Below are 16809 nucleotides of genomic sequence, written 5' to 3'. Positions count from 1 at the left end.
GCTGGGGCTTTGCCCCAGGCCCCAGGAGGGGGCTGTCCGCCCCCTCCACCCCGGACCAGCGAGGCGCTGGACCCAAGCTCGATGACCTGCGCTCCGCGCAGCTCATCGAACAGGCCCGGTCAAGACCGACAACGACGTTCCCCACCAAAACAGCCGCGCTGCTGGTTCGGCTGGCACCCCGGCTTCTTCGTCGGCCTGTTTGAAAAACTGCGCGGAGCGCAGGTTTTCAACCCTGGGTCCAGCCCCTGGCTGGTCCGGGGTCGAGGGGGCGGACAGCCCCCCGCGGGGTCCGGGGCAGAGCCCCGGGCGCGGGCGGCTCCCGGGTCAATTCAGCGGGCTCGTCTGCTTGTTCGTCCGCTCGAACAAGCCCTTCTCCTTCGCATCGGCCAGCACCCGCAGCGCTTGCCGATATCCACGCAGCACGAGCGATCGCACCGCGAACCGGTTCAGGTAGCTGAAGGCCCCGATCTCCGGCGCGACGTCGAGGAACGTGACGTGCGGGTGGAGCTTTCCGTAAAGCTCCACGCCCTGCCGCTCCTTCTCCGTGAGCAGCACGCTGAGCGACTGCCGCAGCACGGGGAAGGGGCCGCGCCGCGCCAGGCTACGCCGCCCTTCGCGCACGTGCTCCGGCTTGTACACGTTCGAGACGATCACCACGTCGGCCCCCGCCGCGATCGCGATGTCCGCCGAGAGCGTGCGCGCCACCTCGCCGTTCACGTAGTACCGGCTGCCGATGCGGAACGGGCGAAAGATCCCGGGCACGCAGCAGCTCGCCGCGACGGCGCGGCTCACCGGCGTCGTCTCCTCGTAGCCCGGACCGAACACCACGCGCTCGCCCGTGTCGATGTCCACGGCCGTCACGAACACGGAGTTCGGGAGCTTGCGGAAATCGTTGATGGGCAAGAAGCTCGAGAGGTAGGTCTCCAGGCGGTCGGCCGAGAAGATCCCCGAGACGAGGTGCCCCGGATCGAGCAGCTCCGCGGGCCTCGGCAGGCCGAGGAACGTGGACGGGAAGAGCCGAGGGCCACGATGACGGCGCCGCCATGGAAGGCGATACGCGTCGAGCAGGACGTCGAGCGGGATGTCCTGGCCATAGGTCGCGGAGATGAGCGCGCCGGAGCTCGTCCCCACGAAGATCTCGGGCAAGACGCCGAGCTCCTCGCACGCCTTGAGGACCCCGAGGTGCGCGAGGCCTCGCACGGCCCCGCCCGACGCCACGAACGCGACCTTGAGGCGACTCATGGCAGGCATTGTGGTCACCCGCGCGAGGTCGGGCAATCGGGCAACCTGGCCCCGATTCTCAAGGCATCTGAAAATCTTCGACGAGTCGATAGATGCGGTATCGCTCGCCCTCGCGGCGCAGCCAGAGCACGATCTCCTCGCCGAGGAGTCGATCCGACCCCACGCGCGACGTCGTGATCGGCACGCGCACCACGACGTCCCCCATCGAGAGCGCCTCGACGCGGATCGCCGGGTGCGGCGAGGACGTGAGCGCATCCTCCGCGCGGTAGACCTCGAGCTCCACCTCGCGGAAGACGACCTCGCCGGCGAGCCGCGTGTAGTCGAGCCGGCGCATGCGTTGCGTCCAGAAGAGCGGCGCCGAAGGCGAGCTGCCGCTCGGGCCGTAGGTCGTGCTGATCGACAGCGCGTCCCGCGTGAAGAGCCCTTCGAGCGCCTCCATGTCCTCGTTCACGATCGCCCGGAAGAACCCGCTCACCGTGGTGAGCACGGCCTCCGTTCCGAGCGGCGTGCGCAGCGTGACGAGCCCCGCCTCTGCGTTCGCCACGTCCCGCGCGCGCGGCGGTGCGCTCGCCGGATCCACCGCGACGCCGTCCGGCCTCCGGGATCCTTCGGGCAGCTCCGACGTGGTGGCAAACAGAGGCGCCCCCGCGCCCCCGCAGCCAAGCAGGCCCATGGACAGGAGCACGCACGCCGCCAGGGAGACGCGCGCGCGGCGAGGCAGCTCAGATCGGCTCGACGAGAGGATCATCCGTGCGGGTGAGCGTGACGATCGCACGGTCCTGGACGGCCGTCCATCCGGGCGGCGTCTGGTCGTCGTCGAAGTCGGAGGCGAGGATCGAGAGGCGGCAGGAGGCGAAGTCGGGCAAGCGCATGCGCCCGAGGCCGCCGTCGCCGAGGATCCGTTCGAGATCCGAGGCGCCCTGGAAAACGCGGCGAACCATGCGGCCGCTCCCGTGCATGGCGATGACGTAATCAGGGGCCGCGACGAGGAGGTTCATGCGGCTCGGTCCCTTGCCCTCCTCGGCCGAGAGCCCGTCGACGAGCGCGATGCTCGAACGGAGCGCGCTGCGCGCCGTCTCCGGCGGTACGTCCTGACGTTCGAGGGCCCCTGCGTCATGGAGGAACGAAAGGAAGAGGTGGAAGAGCAGCTCGCTGTCCGTCTCGCCCCGAACATCCCGCTGCAAGAACTGCGGGAGCGAGTCCGAGAGGCGGCCGCGCAGCGTGGAGAAGGCCTCGATCGTGCCGGTATGCGCGAAGAGCCATTGCCGGTACCGGAAGGGATGCGTGTTCTCCGTGCGTGAGCCGCCGACGGTGCCGAGCCGCACGTGCGCGATCAACGTGTCGGCGCGCAGGCCGTGGGTCATCTCGGCGATGCTGACCTGCGGACGATCGTCGATGGGGCGGCGTTTCAAGAGGATCTCGCCACCCTGGTAGAAGCCGACACCCCAGCCCGGGATCCGATCGGGCTGCTTGTGGACTGCGAGGTGGCGCGCTTCGAGCTCGAGGACCCGTGCCCCGAGGTCCGGACGGTTGCCGACGAAGCCGACGAGACGAGCCATGGCTTTATTTCCCTCTCCGCGAGCGCGGTGAGACGTGGGGGGGGATGGACGGAGCCTGCTCCCTTTTGTGATGAAACGGAGGCGTCCGGGCAAGTCACTGCTTCGCTTGCCGGCCCGCATTCGGGCCGCAGACCCGAACGACATGGGGAGAGGGAGCGAGGCGTCATCGGGGGCCCCCGCAGCGCCCCACGATCTCTGATAGACAGGAGCTTCGTCCTTGGCCAGGGTGCCCCGGACGTGCCGTGACTCCGTCTCGAACTTCCCCTCCGCGATGAACACGAAAAGACTCGCCTCCGCGCTCGTGCTCGCGAGCACCCTCGCCGCCTCGGCGCTCTCGACCGGATGCGTCGCGCTGTATCCCGAGATCGGGACGAACATCCGCAAGATCACCGCCGAGCAGGCGCTCGATCCGCCGCCGCCCGAAGACCTGCGCTGGATCCGCCTCGTCTCCGCGACGATCAAGGACTCGATGCGGGACGGCAGGACCTGGAAACAAGCCCTCGGCAAGCTGCCGGATCCCTACGCCAAGCTGTACATCAACGACCAGGAGGTGCTGCGCACGAACCCCAAGAACGAGACGCTCGAGCCGAGCTGGGACGACGCGCCGCGCGGCAACTTCCAGGTCTCGTCCGCGGACAAGATGCGCGTGGAGATCTGGGACGCGAACACCGTCACGGACAAGCCCATCGGCGTGAAGGACTTCCGCGCGACCGAGGATCTCGTGCTCGGCGATCGCATCCGCATCGACGTGCCCGGCGCCGGCGAGGTCGTGATCGCCTACGAGCGCGCCCACGCCATGTTCGGCCTCGGGCTCTGGTTCGAGCTGCGCACGGACACCTGCTTTCTGACGCGCATGATCGGAGGCAGCCCCGCCGAGCGCGCAGGCGCGCAGCCAGGCGACGAGGTCGTCCAGATCGGCGGCAAGGACGTGAAGACGATGAGCAGCAACGCCGTGCGGAGCGCCTTCAACTCGATCCCCTCGGACGGCCTGCCCGTCGTGCTGCGGCACGCCGACGGGACGACCGCGAGCGTGACCTTGCGCGAGGGGCCCATCTACCCGGCGTTCGCCGAGTTCGGGCGAGTCGACTGATCCGTGAAGGTCCCCGCGTTCAACCTGTCGACCGACGAGATCCGCGAGGAGCTCGCCCCGATCCGGCACCCCTTCTCGATCGCCGTCTGCCGCGCGAAAAACCCCTTCAACATCGGCGCCATCATCCGCACCGCGCACTCGTTCCTGGTGCGCGAGATCTTCCTCGTCGGCACAGAGCCCTGGTACGAGCGCGCCGCGATGGGGATGGCCAAGTACGAGACGATCGTCGAGTGCCCCGATGAAGACGCCTTCCTCGAAGCCGTACGCGGCCGCCCGCTGATCGGCGTCGAGCGAGATCACGCGCGCACGACCTTGTGGGAAGCCGAGATGCCCGACGGCCTCGTGTTCCTCTTCGGCAGCGAGAACGACGGGCTCTCGGACCACCTCCTCGCAGCGTGTAGCCAGGTCCTGGCCATCCCCATGTACGGGATCAACCACTCGTACCCCGTCGCGATCGCCGCCGGCATGGTGATGTGCGAGTGGGCGCGGCGCCGCGATCCGCGGGGAAATCCCTCGCTGCGGTAAAGGGTCTCCTACTTGACCTCGGCCGTCTTGCTGCGGCGCTTCTCCAGCCGCTCGAGCACCGCGCGCACGATCAGCGGCCACGCGACCGTCGCGTCGGCGTACACCTCGGCGTAACGACCGCCCTCGTTCGGCGGGACGAATTTGCCCCAGCTCACGCCCTCCGAATAGGTGCAGCCCGAGAGCCCGCCCCAGTGCACCGGCTCGGGGCAGATGCGCACGCCGTACTGGAAGCGCGGGTGCGTCACCTCCACGCCGAGGCGGTGGCCCACGATGTCGTAGAACGGGCCGACCTGCTGCGCCCAGTTGCGCGGCACGCCGCCGCCGATCGTGAAGATGCCGAGCTTCTTCTTCGTTCCGATGAGCTTCGCGTAGCTGAGCAGATCGAGGAACGGGTTGTAGGCCGGCGGGGCCGCGTGCTTGAACGGATCGAAGTTCGGATCACGCCCGTGCTGGGCGTGGATCTGCCGGAGCTTCCACACCGCGACGTCGAGGCCCATCTCGCTGTCCGTGAAGGCCGGCACGTAGACGGGCACGTTGTGCAGGTAGGCGCTGCGCAGGATGCCGGGAGAGTCGCCCATCGCCGCGAGCGCCTTGCCGAGCTGACGGCAGATCATCTCGCTCGACCACGGCACGTTCGGGTCGAGCTGGTCGAGCTCTGCCCGGACGAACGCGTCGATCGTGTTGAGGTTCTTCTCCATCTCCAGCGTGTCGTAGACGCGGTTGTAGCCCTTCTGAAAGAGCACCTCGTCCGGCACGTTGGGGTTCGCCTTGTAGTGCGTGAGCCCCACGGCCTCGCTGAGCCCGTGCGCCATCAGCGCGCCCGTCGAGACGATCGCGTGGATCATCCCCGCTTCGATCATGCGGACGATGACGAGCCCCATCTTCGCGACCGTCATCGCGCCGGAGAACGTCGCGACGATCAGGCACTCCGGGTCGAGCGTCATCTCCGTCAGCACGTCGCACGCCTCGCCGAGCGAGCGGCCGCTGAAGGCCGTGCGGCCCATCGCCGTGACGAGATCGTCGAAGCTCTTGATCTGCAGGGGATCGAGCGCCGTGATCGGCACGAGCTGGTCCTCGACGCCGTCGCTCAGATCCCGGACGGCGCGCGGCGGCTCGTGGGCTGGGTGGGGAGGTCGGTCGGACATGACGAACACCTCTTGGGTTGTTCGGTCCTTCCGTACAAGTCAGGGGGAGACGGCTTCGATCACTTCCGCTCTTCGAGCGTGCAGGACAACTTGAAGACCTGGTCCTTGGCCGGCAGACCACGGTCGCCGCCCTCGGCCTTCTTGCCGAGGAAGTCCGCCCGCGCGAACGTGATCGGGCCCTTCTTCGCGGGCGGAGGAGCCCCCTTGCCGGGTCCCGGAGGCGGCGGCGGCGTGGGCCGCGCCGAGGCGCGGTCCGGCGCGTAGAGCGTGGACACCTGCGCGATGCAGGCGTCGTTCCCCGAGAGGCGCACATCGTAGAGCGCCGAGGCGAGCGAGCCGACCGCGCCGTCGATCGCGGCCCGGGCATACCCGCGCGTCACGAAGAACCGCACGCCCGCCTTGGGCTTCGTCCCGCATGGAGCGAGCTTGCCGACCAGGTTGCGGAGGTTCGGCACCGTCGCCCAGCCTTCGAGCGTCGGCGCGAGCGGCAGGGGCGCCGGCGCGCCCTTCTTCTCGGGCGGCGGGATCGGGAAGACCCGCATCGCGCTCCAATCGTTCGCGCTCAAAAGGACCGGGATCCCGTCCTTCGTCGGCTCGCCGAGCGTGCGCGTGCTCCGCGCCGCCACGTGCCCGATGATCCGCGGCGCCTCGCCCGTGACCCACACGACGAGCGCCGTGTCGCGCATCCACGCGATCGGCTCGCCCTTGTCCACGCCGAACACGACTTCGTTCGTGGGCAGGAGGTCGTAGCCGACCTCGGCCGTCTCCACGCCGCCGCCGGCCTTCGTGCGCACGAGCAGGTTCTTCGAGCTGCCGACGCGCAGCGTGAAGAGCGCGCGGGCGCCGCTGCCTGCCGCCGCGCGCAGCTCCGTGCCCCACGCCGTGCCCTTCGGCGGCGGGCCGCTCCACGTGCGCACCTTGCCGCCCACCTCGGCCGCGTCGTGCCAGGAGAGCGTCCACTTCGCCGGCTCCGAGCCGGGCTTGTCCGGTCCCTCTTCTTCGAGCAACGCGACCACGTCCATGAGCCCGTTGCGCGCCGTGGGCGCCGTCCGCGTCGCCCTCCGCGTGCCCTTCGGCGCCGCGCCCTTCTTGCCGAGGAGCTGCGCGATGAGGCTCGAGCTGGAGAGCGGCGCCGTGGCCTGGATCGAGCCCTCGCTCGTGCACGCGAGCACGCGATCCGCGCCCGGACCGTAGGTCGTCTCGGCGCGCGCGATCGTCACGTCGAACGGAGGCTCGGCGCGGTCCTCGCGTGGCTCCTCGGCGCCCCAGCCGATCCGCACGTGCCGATCGAGCATCAGGCCGACCTCGGATACGCTGAACACCGAGGCGTCGTCGAGCAGGCCGCTGACGTCGGAGAGCGACGCGCGCACGGGCTCCGGCAGCGGCACGCCCTGCCACGTCTTGCCGCCGTCGCTCGACGCGCTGATCCCCTCCTCGCCGATGGCGATGCCACGCCCGCCGCGGATGCGCGCGCTCGACGCGTCCTTGAGCCGGTGCGGCTTGCGCGCCTCCTTGCCCGAGCCCGCGGGCTGCGAGACCGCGTAGATCCCGTCGTCGTCGGCCATCACGAAGGAGAGCGTGTGATCGTCGTCCTCCTCGATCGCGCTGATCACGCGCAGCTCGCCGATCGGCTGGAAGTCGACCGTGGCGATGCGCTCCTCCTTGCCGTTCTCGCCGAGCGCGGCCACGTAGACGCGCTTGTGCTCGGGGACGGGTTTGTCTTCGCGATCGCCTTCGCCCTCCTCGCGCGGCTCCTCTTCCTCCTCGCGGTCGCGCCCGGATTCCTCCTCGTCGCGGCGCTCGGACTCGGGCACGTCGCCCTCCCAGAGGTTGCGCACGAACGCGATGCGGCCGTCGGAGAGCGGCCCGGCGCCGCGCGGGTAGAGGTCGATCTCGCCGTGCAGCGTGAGCCAGCGGCCGTCGGGCTGGCGCGCGCAGATGTCGCCGTCGTCGTCGGTGCTGCAGGGGCCGAGCAGGAGGACGCCGCCGCTCGGCGAGGTGCGGAGCTCGGCCTCGCCGCTGCGGAGGAGCGCCGGGCGCTCCGGCTTCAAGGTGCCGCCTTCGAGCGAGATGCGCATCACGCCGAAGGGATCGTACCGATCGCCGCCCATCTCCTCGCTGAGCGTGCAAGCGATCCACGCGTGCTTGCCGGCGCGGCTCATGCCACACGCGCCGAGCCCGTCGCCGCGCGCGAACTCCGTGGTGGCCGTGACCATGCCGGTCTTCGTGTCGACCCGCGCGAGCAGGCCGTGGCTCGCCACGAGCGCGCTGCCGTCGGGCAAGAACACGCCCGCCGCGGCCGCGGCCGCCAGCGGATCGCGGTGCGTCGCGCGGATCCATTTCACGAGCGCCGGCTCGTCCTCCTTCGGCGTGTGATCCGCGAGCCGCCCGAGGCGCGCCTGCGCCACGTCGATCGGCGCGTCGCGGCCCTCGTCGTACACGAACGCGCGGAGCATGCCGTCCCGCAGCGCGAGCTCGAACACGCGGAGCGCGTCGCCCTTCACGTCCTCGGTCACGCGCTTCCACGTCGCGCCGCCGTCGGCCGTGACCGCGAGGCCCACGCCGTCGAAGACGCCCGCGCCTTCCTTGCTGTCGCGGAACGCGACCGCGCGCAAAGGCAGGGGCGGCAGCGTGGTCACGGGCTTGATGCGCCCCGTCTCCACGTCGACGAAGCGAGGCATGTCGCCGCCGAAGGTCCACACCGCGACGAGGCCCGCGTACGCGCCCATCGCGCGGATGTCCTGCTCGGCCTGGGCGAGCGGCTTCGGGGCGCCGAGCGGATCGTCGAGCCGATAGACCCCGCGATGACCCCGCGCCACGAGGCGGCGTCCGCCACCCGGCATCGGGACCTCGACGACCTCTTCGAGCGGCTCGGGCGAAGGCACGGTCTCGGCCTTCACGGAGCCGTCCTTGCCCACGAGCGCGCGGCGCCCGCCGACGAGGACGAGCGTGCCCGCGTCGAGCTTCGGGCCCACCTCGGTCGCGCCGCCCGCGGACGACCAGCGCGATGGCGGCAGGGGCGCGGGCGCGGCCACCACCAGGGGCGGCGGCGCGGGCTTGGCGATGGGCTTGGGCGCGGGCGGCGGCGTGGACGAGCAGGCGGTGGCTGCCGCGGTCGCGAGCGCGGCGAGCGCCACGACGGAGGAGCCGGCGCTCGTCCGGCGAAGCAGGGACCTCTTCATGAGGCGCGCACTGTATCGACTCGTGATCTCGAAATGAAGCGCTCTTTCGTCGGCTCAGCCGCGCGCGATCCAGAGGACGAGCGCGCCGAGGGCGATGCGGTAGACGCCAAACGGCGCGAGCCCGAAGCGCGTGAGGTACCGCAGGAATGCGGCGATCACGAGCCACGCGACGACGAACGAGGCGGCGAGGCCGAGGGCGAGCGAGAGCGGACCCGAGGGGGACGCGAGGAGCGCCGCGCCGCCCTTGGCGAGGTCGTACACGGTCGCGGCGCCGAGCGTGGGGATGGCGAGCAGAAAGGAGAAATCCGCCGCGGCCTTCGTGCGCAGGCCGGCGAGCTGGCCGCCCACGATCGTGGTCATGGAGCGCGACGCGCCGGGCCAGAGCGCGAAGCACTGAAAGAGGCCGATCACGGCGGCGCGGCCGAGCGTGACGGAGGCGAGCTCCGGATCGTCGTCCGCGCCCGCCTCCGCGCCGGTCCTGCGCCGCCACGCGTCGACGCCGGTCATCACGACGCCGCCGACGATGAGCGCGAGGCCGACGGGCCCGGGGCCGAAGAGGCGCTCCTTGATGAAGCCGTGCAGCAAAAAGCCCACGAGCGCGGCCGGGAGGAAGGCGACGGCGAGCGCCGCGAGCAGGCGCAGGCTCGCGGGGTCCTTGCGCAGGCAGCCGCGGGCGAGCGCGGCGAGGCGGGCGCGGTAGTACACGACGACGGCGACCACGGCGCCGAGCTGGATCACGACGTCCAGGGTCTTCGCGACCTCGTCGTGTTTGCCGAGCCAGGCGCCGAGCAGGATGAGGTGACCGGTCGACGAGACGGGCAAGAACTCGGTGAGGCCCTCGAGCGCGCCGAGGAGCAGTGCGTCGAGCCAGGTCATCCGAGGGTCAAGCCGCAGCGCCGCGTCGGGCTTCGAGGCTGGCCTGGTCGGCGGCGGCCTGGGTGGTCGCGTAGCGGGCGAAGCGCTTCGTGCCGCCCATGAAGATGCGCCCCTGATCCTTGAGCACCTTCAGCGCGGAGCCGACGGCGGAGCGCGTGAAGCCCGACTGCCGCTCGATCTCGCCGACGCTGAGGCCACTTCCATTGCCGACGATGCGGGCGATGCGCTCGATGGCCGCGGCGCGCTCCTCGTGCGTCGGGCGAGCCGCGTTCCGGCGCTCGGAGACGGGGGCGCGGACCGTGGCCGGGGCGCGGTTCGGCGCGCGTTTCGTGCGCGAGGAGGTGGGCGCGGAGGGCGTGGAGGCCGGCGCGGACCGCACTTGCACCGTGCGCGGGTTGGGGGCGCGCGGGGCCGGCGCGCGCTCGATCCCCAGCCGGCGGAGGAGGAGCGCGCGGATCTGGTCCGCCAAATCGCGAGAAAACTTGCTGACGAGCTCTTCGAGCTCCGCGTCGAAGGGTTGCGCCATGGGACCCGACCCTAGCATGTTCGGGGTGATTTTCCGCGAGCGCGGGTTCTTGGTTCTCGAAGCCGCGGAGCTGGGGCTTTGCCCCAGACCCCAGCAGGGGCTGTCCGCCCCTGCACCCGGACCAGCCAGGGGCTGGACCCAAGCTCGATGAACTGCGCTCCGCGCAGTTCATCGAACAGGCCCGGTCAAGACCAGCAGCGGCGTTGCCCACCAAGACAGCCGCGCTGCGGGTTCTACTGGCAACCCCGCCTCTTCGTCGGCCTGTTTGAAAAACTGCGCGGAGCGCAGTTTTTCAACCCTGGGTCCAGCGCCTCGCTGGTCCGGGGTCGAGGGGGCGGACAGCCCCCCGCGGGGACCGGGGCGGAGCCCCGGGCGCGGCGCCGCCTCTCGCGCCGGGGGTGCCTGAGGGACGTTGCGTCACTTCGGCCCGTCGGACGCGCAGAAGCCGCCGATGCATTTCGCGTCCGGGTCGCAGCAATTCGCGGACGTCATGCAGGCCTCGCCGAGCTTCGAGCAGCCTTGCGCCTGGTCGGAGCAGACGAGCGCGCCGCTTTGCGCGTCGGGTTTGCAGAAGCCGTCGCAGCAGTCGAAGCCGGCGTTGCAACCCTCGCCGAGTTGCTTGCAGGGCGACTTCGCCCATTCGCCGCGCATGTTCTGGTTGTCGAGGCCCTGGCCGGGGAGCCAGAACGCCGGGTGGCTCGGATCCTGGCCGGGCACCGGATTCGCGTCGATCGCCGTCACCCAGAGCTGCTTGCGCCGCGTGTTCGGGTTCGTGTCGAGCAGCGTATTGCCGTACTTGCGCTCGGACACGATGACGAGCCAGAAATACCCGCCGAGCGAGAACGGATTGAACGTCGGCTCGTAGTTCGTCGTCGTCTGCTCGGCCTCGATGTGGTTCATGCCATTCGTGTTGTCGAGCGGGATGACCACCGAGCCGTCCGTGTTCGTCAGCCAGATCTCGGCGAGCGCGCCGCGCGAGCGCGCCATCGTCGAGCGCTCGAACGCGATCCATTTCGAGTCGGGGCTGAAGGTCGGGAACGTGACCGTGGGCCGGCCGGCGTCGTTCGTCACGATCTGCTTCGTGTTGGAGAAGGACGGGACGGCCAGGTTCACGTCCGTCACCCACAACGTCGATTGCGTGAAATCGAGCCCATTGCCGTCGGTGCGCATGCTGAACGCGATCTTCTGGCCGTCGCCCGACCAGGCCGGGTGCGAGGGGAAACCACCACCCGGGTTCAACTGGGCGAGCTCGACGTCGCTGTTGTACGTGCTGAGCGAGAGGAAACCCGTCCCATTGAAGGCGCCGTCGTTCCAGTGCCGCCAGAGCACGTGCGAGCCGTTCGGCGAGATCGCCTGGAAGCCGGACGAGGCATTCGTGTTGAAGAGCGACGTGCCCGTCGCCGTGTCGAACGTGCCCCAGGGGCTATACCCGCCGTGGAACGAGGCCACGAGCCGCGTCCCGTCCTTCGAGACGCTGTGGCAGGCCACGCAGCCGACGCCGGGGGGCGGCGTGAGGAACGCCTCGGGGCCGAGATCGCCCGGCTTGATGCGCACGACGCTGCCCGTGTTGACCTCCCAGTAATAAATGGTGCCCGCGAGGTTCGCCGGGGCGATCTTCCAGGTCTGCGTCTTCGCGACATAGGCCTTCGTCCCGTCGAAGCGGGCGATGTCCACCTGCACGTCGCCGTTCGTGGAGTCGGTGAGCTTGCGCCAGATGTCGTCGGGCAGCTTGGGGAAATCGAAGCGCGAGGGCGGCGGCACGGTGCGCCAGGTCTCGTATTCGAATGCGGGGCTCTTGATGTGAATGTGATAGACGTCGCCCGCGTTTCCGCCATTCCACTGGATCGTGGGCCCGAGCAGGCCACGCGGGAAGACGGTCTTGTCGTAGGGATAGAGGAGCGAGAGGGCCGGATCCGCCTCGGCAGCCGTGGGGAACTGCTGCTTGATGCTCGGATCGATCATCTGCGAATCGTCGAGGTAGCGGAGCTTGACGGTGGCCGTGGTCGAGCCTTTCACGCCGTCGGCCTCGAACGTGACGGTGCCCGTGCCGCCGAGCAGGCCGCTCGCGGTGAACGCGCCGTTCGCCGGGACGATGTTGCCGATGTCGCCGCGATCGTAGGTCCACGATCCGACGACGTCGACGACGCTGCCCGAGCTCGTGAGGCCGGTCGCCTTGTAGGTGATGGGCGGCGGGATCTGGCCATTGACGACCTCGATCACGAGGTCCTTCGGCGTGACGTCGATCGAGACGAGCTGGCCGACGCCGCTGTCGCCGAAGATGTCCCCGCCGAGGCCCTCGCCGCCGTTGCCCGCGCCGCCTGCGCCGCCCGAGCCGCTGCTGCTCGCGGCGCCGGCGCCCTGGGTGGTTTCACTGCCCGATCCGCCGCACGCGGCGAAGAAAGCGGCGATGAGGGGAATCGCGATGGCGGCGAGGGTGAGGGGACGACGCATGCGGCAAGCTCCAGTCTCAGGGTAGAGGGGGGAGATCCTACCTGAGGCGTGGGGCTCGCCGCATCTGGAAAGGTGGGGTTCGGGATCAGCGCTTGTCGTGCTACCTGCGGTTGCGGCGCCGGCCTGCGGCGAAGAGCGCGCCCATCAGGAGGAGCCCGAGGGAACCGGCGTTCTCCGTCGGAGCGCCGGACGCGTGGCAGCCGCCGCCACCGCCGGGGTCGCCGCCGCCGCCCGCGCCGCCGGCTCCACCATTGCCACCTGCGCCGCCGGCTCCGCCTGCACCACCGGCTCCGCCATTGCCGCCGGCTCCGCCATTGCCGCCTGCACCACCGGCACCACCACTGCCGCCATTGCCACCGGCGCCACCATTGCCACCTGCGCCGCCGGCCCCGCCGACGCCGGCGTTCGGCATCACGCAGACGCCCGCGTCGCAGGCCCCCGAATCACAATCCTCGCCCACGTCGCACGCGTCGCCCAGCGCCTGCGGGACCCGCAAGAGCCGCGCATGCACCCGGCTCGCCGCGTAGGGCATTTCCGGGACGAACCGCTCATAACTGACCAGCGTCTTGCCATTCCCCCGCGCGACGAGCGCGGGCGGGCCCTCGACCGGAGGCCCGGACGAGACCGGGAACGTTTCGAGGACGGTCCCGTCCGTCCCCACCCGCGCCCCGAAGAGATCCACGGTGGGAGTCACCTCGTCGGGCGGCGATCGCCAGACGACCACGAAGCTCTTGCCGTCGTACGCCACGGCAGGGCAGGGCCCGTAATACTGGGTGACGTAGAAGGACGAGCAAGGCGCGTCGTATTGCAGGCTCGGGATCTTGTCGACGAGCACGAAGCCACCCGGATCCAGCACCATTCCATTCGCGTCCACGCGCGCCGCGCGCAGGGTGGAGCCGGTATTGCTCGGGACGGCCGGCTCGGGCCAGACCACGAGGTGCATCGTGTCGTTCGACGCGATCGCCGGCCGCCCGACCTTGGCGGTCGGCGACGTCGAGACCTGCAGGAAGCTCGGATCGAGCAGGTTGCCCGTCGCGTCGAGCCTTGATGCCACGAGGCCCTGGCCGTTCAGCTTGTCCCGGAAGGCCAGGAGGTAGCCGGCGCCGCCATGCGAGACCGCGGGCCGGAGGCCGAACCAGTTCTCGATCACCTCGACGGCCATCGTCGGCGGCGCGGCGAGGGTCCCGGCCGAGGTCACACGCGCGATCTCGATGCCATCATAAGAGTCGTTCGCGAGGAGCGCCTCCGTACCGTTCGAGGCGATCGCAATGGGCTCATTCTCGTACCCCCACACATTGATCACGAGGGGGACGGCGTCGAGCACCGTGCCCGCGGGGCTCACCCGCACGGTCTCCGGGTTCCAGCTCGGATCGCCGCCGCCGGACGGCAGGCCGCCGATCCGCCAAGCGGCGACCACGTGGTTCGTACCGTCGAAGACGACGCGCGGGGCGAAATTCCAGCCCGCCGCGCTCCGGATCGGGATCCCGCTCGGGTCGAGGAGGACGCCGGCGGGGCTCACGCGCGCGCCCCAGAGATCCAGGAATTTGTTCCCCGTATCGTAATTGCGGTGATCGGCCCATACCACGAGGAAGTTCGTCCCGTCGAACGAGACGGCGGGGATGAACTGCGCATTGGCGCTCTTCGACAGCAGAATGCCCGGCACCTCCAGCGCGGCGCCGCCCGGCGCGAGGCGTGTCCCGGCCAGGAACGTGTCCTCGGCGGGTCCGTCCGACGTCCCGTCGTCCGAGTACACGGCGAGGGAAGGCGCGGGGGCCACGGTGATCGCGTGGCCCCGGCTGTCCGGGGCGAGCGCCACCGGCGTCGCGTCGAGCAACACGGCCTGCGCATCGAGGCGCGCGCGATACGAGCCCCACTCGTTTTCGTGAACGCCCTTCGTGAAAAGCACCACGGCGTCCTGCCCATCGGAGCCCACGGCGATGTTCGTGAAGTACGTATCCTCGTCGGCCGTCTGCGTGACGACGACCCCCGCCGGGTCGAGCACCACGCCATTCGGATCCACGCGTGCAGCGATCACCGTTTGGGGATAGAAGGTGTCGCCGCGCGCCCAAGCCACCATGTAGGCCCCGTGGACGAAAGCGAGCGCCGGGGCCTCGTCGCGATCATCGCCCACGACCGGCGGGCTCACGGGGAAGGGCGTGGCGTCGAGCACGTTGCCCAGTGGGTCGATACGCGCGCCGAGGATCCGGCCGTCGTCCCAGAGGAGGAGCGAGCCCTGGCCATTCGAAGCGATGGCGGGCTCGTGCCCGCTCCCGAGCGACGGATTGCCCAGGTCCGTCGCGGTGAGCACGCCGCTCGGGTCGAGCAGCACGCCCGCCGGGGTCACGCGCGCGCGGTAGATGTCGGAGCGGGAATCCGAATAATTGCGCCTGTCGTCCCAGACGAGCACGTAATTCGTGCCGTCGAAGGCGACGTCGGGGGTCCGCTCCTGTTTCGGCCCCGCGCTGATCGTGAGCTCGCCCCCGGCCACCTGGCCAGCGCTGGTCACGCGCGCGGCGTAGACGTTTTGCAGGGCCGTGTACGTGACCAGGAAGTCCTGGCCGTCGGAGGCCACGGCCGGGTCGGTGCCCCGCCCGAGATCGATGCCATATTCGTCGAGGACCGTGCCGTCCGGCTGCACGCGCGTGGCATAGATGTGATCCACGTACGCGCGTCGATCCTGCCAGACCACGAGGTATTGCCCGCCGCCGTACGCGATCGCCGGGTCGTCTTGCTGGTTGGCCGGCTGGACGAGCAGCGGCGCATCCATCCCCACCTCGGGCGAGACGATCGGGTCGAGCACCGCGGGGTACGCCGACGCGTCGATCGCGTCCGCCGGCACGGTGAGCTCGAGGGAGCCACCCGCGACGCGCACGGGCACGTCGGTCTTCACGCCCCGCGCGTCGACCCAGGTGGCCTTGCCAAACTTCACGCCGAGGTTCGTCCCTGGATCCACGAAATGGTGGCCCGAGGCAGTCTCGCCGGAGGGCGCCATGCCCGAGACCTCGATCCGGACGACGAGATCCCCCGCGCCGGCCGGCCGTTCGGCGAAAGAGTACGAAAGCTCGACGCCGCCCTCCGCATTGCGCAGGTGCTCTTCCACGGCGCCGCGGGGGATGGAGAGGTGGCCGTCCGGGGCCACGCGTGGGCTCGGCGCGCCGTCGAGGTGCGCCCCGCCGCGCGCGACGTCCACCGTGCGAAAGCGCGCGGCGGCCGAGGTGCTGTGATCGCCCGGCCGGGGCGCCACGTCGAACGCGCCCGCGTGATACGCGACCTCATAAGCAGGGCCGCCCCCGACGAAGTGGTCGCCGGAGGCCCGATAGGCGAGGCGCACGGAGCGCACGACGGCGTCGAGGTCCACGGGGGCGGAGGCGCGCGCGGGCGACGCGGCGGGCGGCGAGGCGGGCGCGGACGGGCCGGAGCTACAAGCCGGGATGACGCCGAGGAGGCCCCCGAGCGCGAGGGCGCCGAGGATGCGGGCGATGCTGGATTTCATAGGGCTGGCCGATCGTGTCTGGAAGGCGGCAAGATGCGTTGGCATACGTTCCTCCGAAGTGCCTCGCCGAAACGGCGGGGCGGAAAGAGCGGGCGCGGCAGCATCACCGCTGACCGTTGGGGTGCCAAGGGTTACGTCGAGCTGCGCACGAAAACGACCGACAGGCGTCGCGCACGCTCTGGCGTGACGCACATCACGTCGGGTCCTCCCCCTACGACCGGAACCGATGTGCGTATCGGTTTGGGTCCTCCCTCCCACGACCGGAACCGATACGCGTATCGGTTTGGGTCCTCCCTCCCACGACTTGAACCGATGCGCGTATCGGTTTGGGTCCTCCCTCCCACGACTTGAACCGATGCGCGTATCGGTTTGGGTCCTCCCTCCTACGACTTGAACCGATGCGCGTATCGGTTTGGGTCCTCCCTCCTACGACCTCTCCTGGTCTCGCATGACGGCCGGCTCCACCGCTCGCCTCCGTGGCCGAGCTTCTCAAGCGCGTGGTTGCCGAACCGAACGACCTCATCTATCTTCGCGGCGCTCGTCGTGGTGGGGGGCGTGCTCGTGATCCGTCGGCCGAAGGAGGCTTGAGGGCCGACGCCGCCTGAGTTGCCCCACGAGCGACCTGCCGGATCCGCGAGCGTGTCCTCCCGTCCTTGACGGGGCGAGGAACGTCGAGCGCGTTCATCCCGGTTCCTTCGCCCCATCCTCCTGTAGCCGACG

The 16809-nt window shown here is 70.3% G+C and carries 11 protein-coding genes; 2 read left to right on the top strand and 9 right to left on the bottom strand.

What is annotated here, in order from left to right; genetic code table 11:
• Nucleotides 1–324: 324 nt before the first annotated feature.
• Genes E8A74_RS26995 through E8A74_RS26985 form a run of 3 tightly spaced genes read right to left on the bottom strand, consistent with a single transcriptional unit; the run spans nucleotide 325 to nucleotide 2801 of the window.
• Complete coding sequence (locus tag E8A74_RS26995) at nucleotides 325–1242, bottom strand: patatin-like phospholipase family protein (RefSeq protein ID WP_136931959.1); 918 nt, start codon at nucleotides 1240–1242, stop codon at nucleotides 325–327.
• Between the two features lie 58 nt (nucleotides 1243–1300).
• Entirely contained in the window at nucleotides 1301–1990 is a 690-nt protein-coding gene (locus E8A74_RS26990) for a hypothetical protein (RefSeq protein WP_170229393.1), read from the bottom strand.
• A complete protein-coding gene (locus E8A74_RS26985) occupies nucleotides 1965–2801 on the bottom strand; it encodes a class II glutamine amidotransferase (RefSeq protein ID WP_136931957.1) in 837 nt (278 codons plus the stop codon). The genes E8A74_RS26990 and E8A74_RS26985 overlap by 26 nt, the downstream gene beginning before the upstream one ends.
• Nucleotides 2802–3072: 271 nt before the next feature.
• Between E8A74_RS26985 and E8A74_RS26980 the strand changes: the two genes are divergently transcribed.
• Entirely contained in the window at nucleotides 3073–3891 is an 819-nt protein-coding gene (locus tag E8A74_RS26980; protein ID WP_136931956.1) for a PDZ domain-containing protein, read from the top strand.
• A gap of 3 nt (nucleotides 3892–3894) precedes the next feature.
• Nucleotides 3895–4416 carry a TrmH family RNA methyltransferase gene (locus E8A74_RS26975; RefSeq protein ID WP_136931955.1) on the top strand — a complete coding sequence of 174 codons (522 nt, stop codon included), beginning with the start codon at nucleotides 3895–3897 and terminating at the stop codon, nucleotides 4414–4416.
• An 8-nt stretch (nucleotides 4417–4424) separates the two neighbouring features.
• On the opposite strand, the gene E8A74_RS26970 is transcribed toward E8A74_RS26975, so the two are convergent.
• The 6 genes from E8A74_RS26970 to E8A74_RS55620 form a co-directional block, all read right to left on the bottom strand.
• A complete protein-coding gene (locus E8A74_RS26970; protein WP_136931954.1) occupies nucleotides 4425–5561 on the bottom strand; it encodes a deoxyhypusine synthase family protein in 1137 nt (378 codons plus the stop codon).
• Nucleotides 5562–5620: 59 nt separating this feature from the next.
• On the bottom strand, nucleotides 5621–8743 hold the full coding sequence (locus E8A74_RS26965; RefSeq protein WP_136931953.1) for a hypothetical protein: 3123 nt from the start codon (nucleotides 8741–8743) through the stop codon (nucleotides 5621–5623).
• Between the two features lie 54 nt (nucleotides 8744–8797).
• Nucleotides 8798–9619: an undecaprenyl-diphosphate phosphatase gene (locus E8A74_RS26960; protein WP_136931952.1), complete on the bottom strand. Its 822-nt coding sequence runs from the start codon at nucleotides 9617–9619 to the stop codon at nucleotides 8798–8800.
• Between the two features lie 7 nt (nucleotides 9620–9626).
• Nucleotides 9627–10145: a helix-turn-helix domain-containing protein gene (locus E8A74_RS26955; protein WP_136931951.1), complete on the bottom strand. Its 519-nt coding sequence runs from the start codon at nucleotides 10143–10145 to the stop codon at nucleotides 9627–9629.
• 417 nt (nucleotides 10146–10562) lie between these two features.
• On the bottom strand, nucleotides 10563–12596 hold the full coding sequence (locus tag E8A74_RS26950) for a TolB-like translocation protein (RefSeq protein WP_136931950.1): 2034 nt from the start codon (nucleotides 12594–12596) through the stop codon (nucleotides 10563–10565).
• Between the two features lie 100 nt (nucleotides 12597–12696).
• Entirely contained in the window at nucleotides 12697–16089 is a 3393-nt protein-coding gene (locus E8A74_RS55620; RefSeq protein ID WP_170229389.1) for a hypothetical protein, read from the bottom strand.
• Nucleotides 16090–16809: the final 720 nt, after the last annotated feature.

The organism is Polyangium fumosum (assembly GCF_005144585.1).
GTDB lineage: Bacteria > Myxococcota_A > Polyangia > Polyangiales > Polyangiaceae > Polyangium > Polyangium fumosum.
Note: the sequence above shows the minus strand (reverse complement) of the source record. Positions and strands in the feature narration are given on the sequence as shown.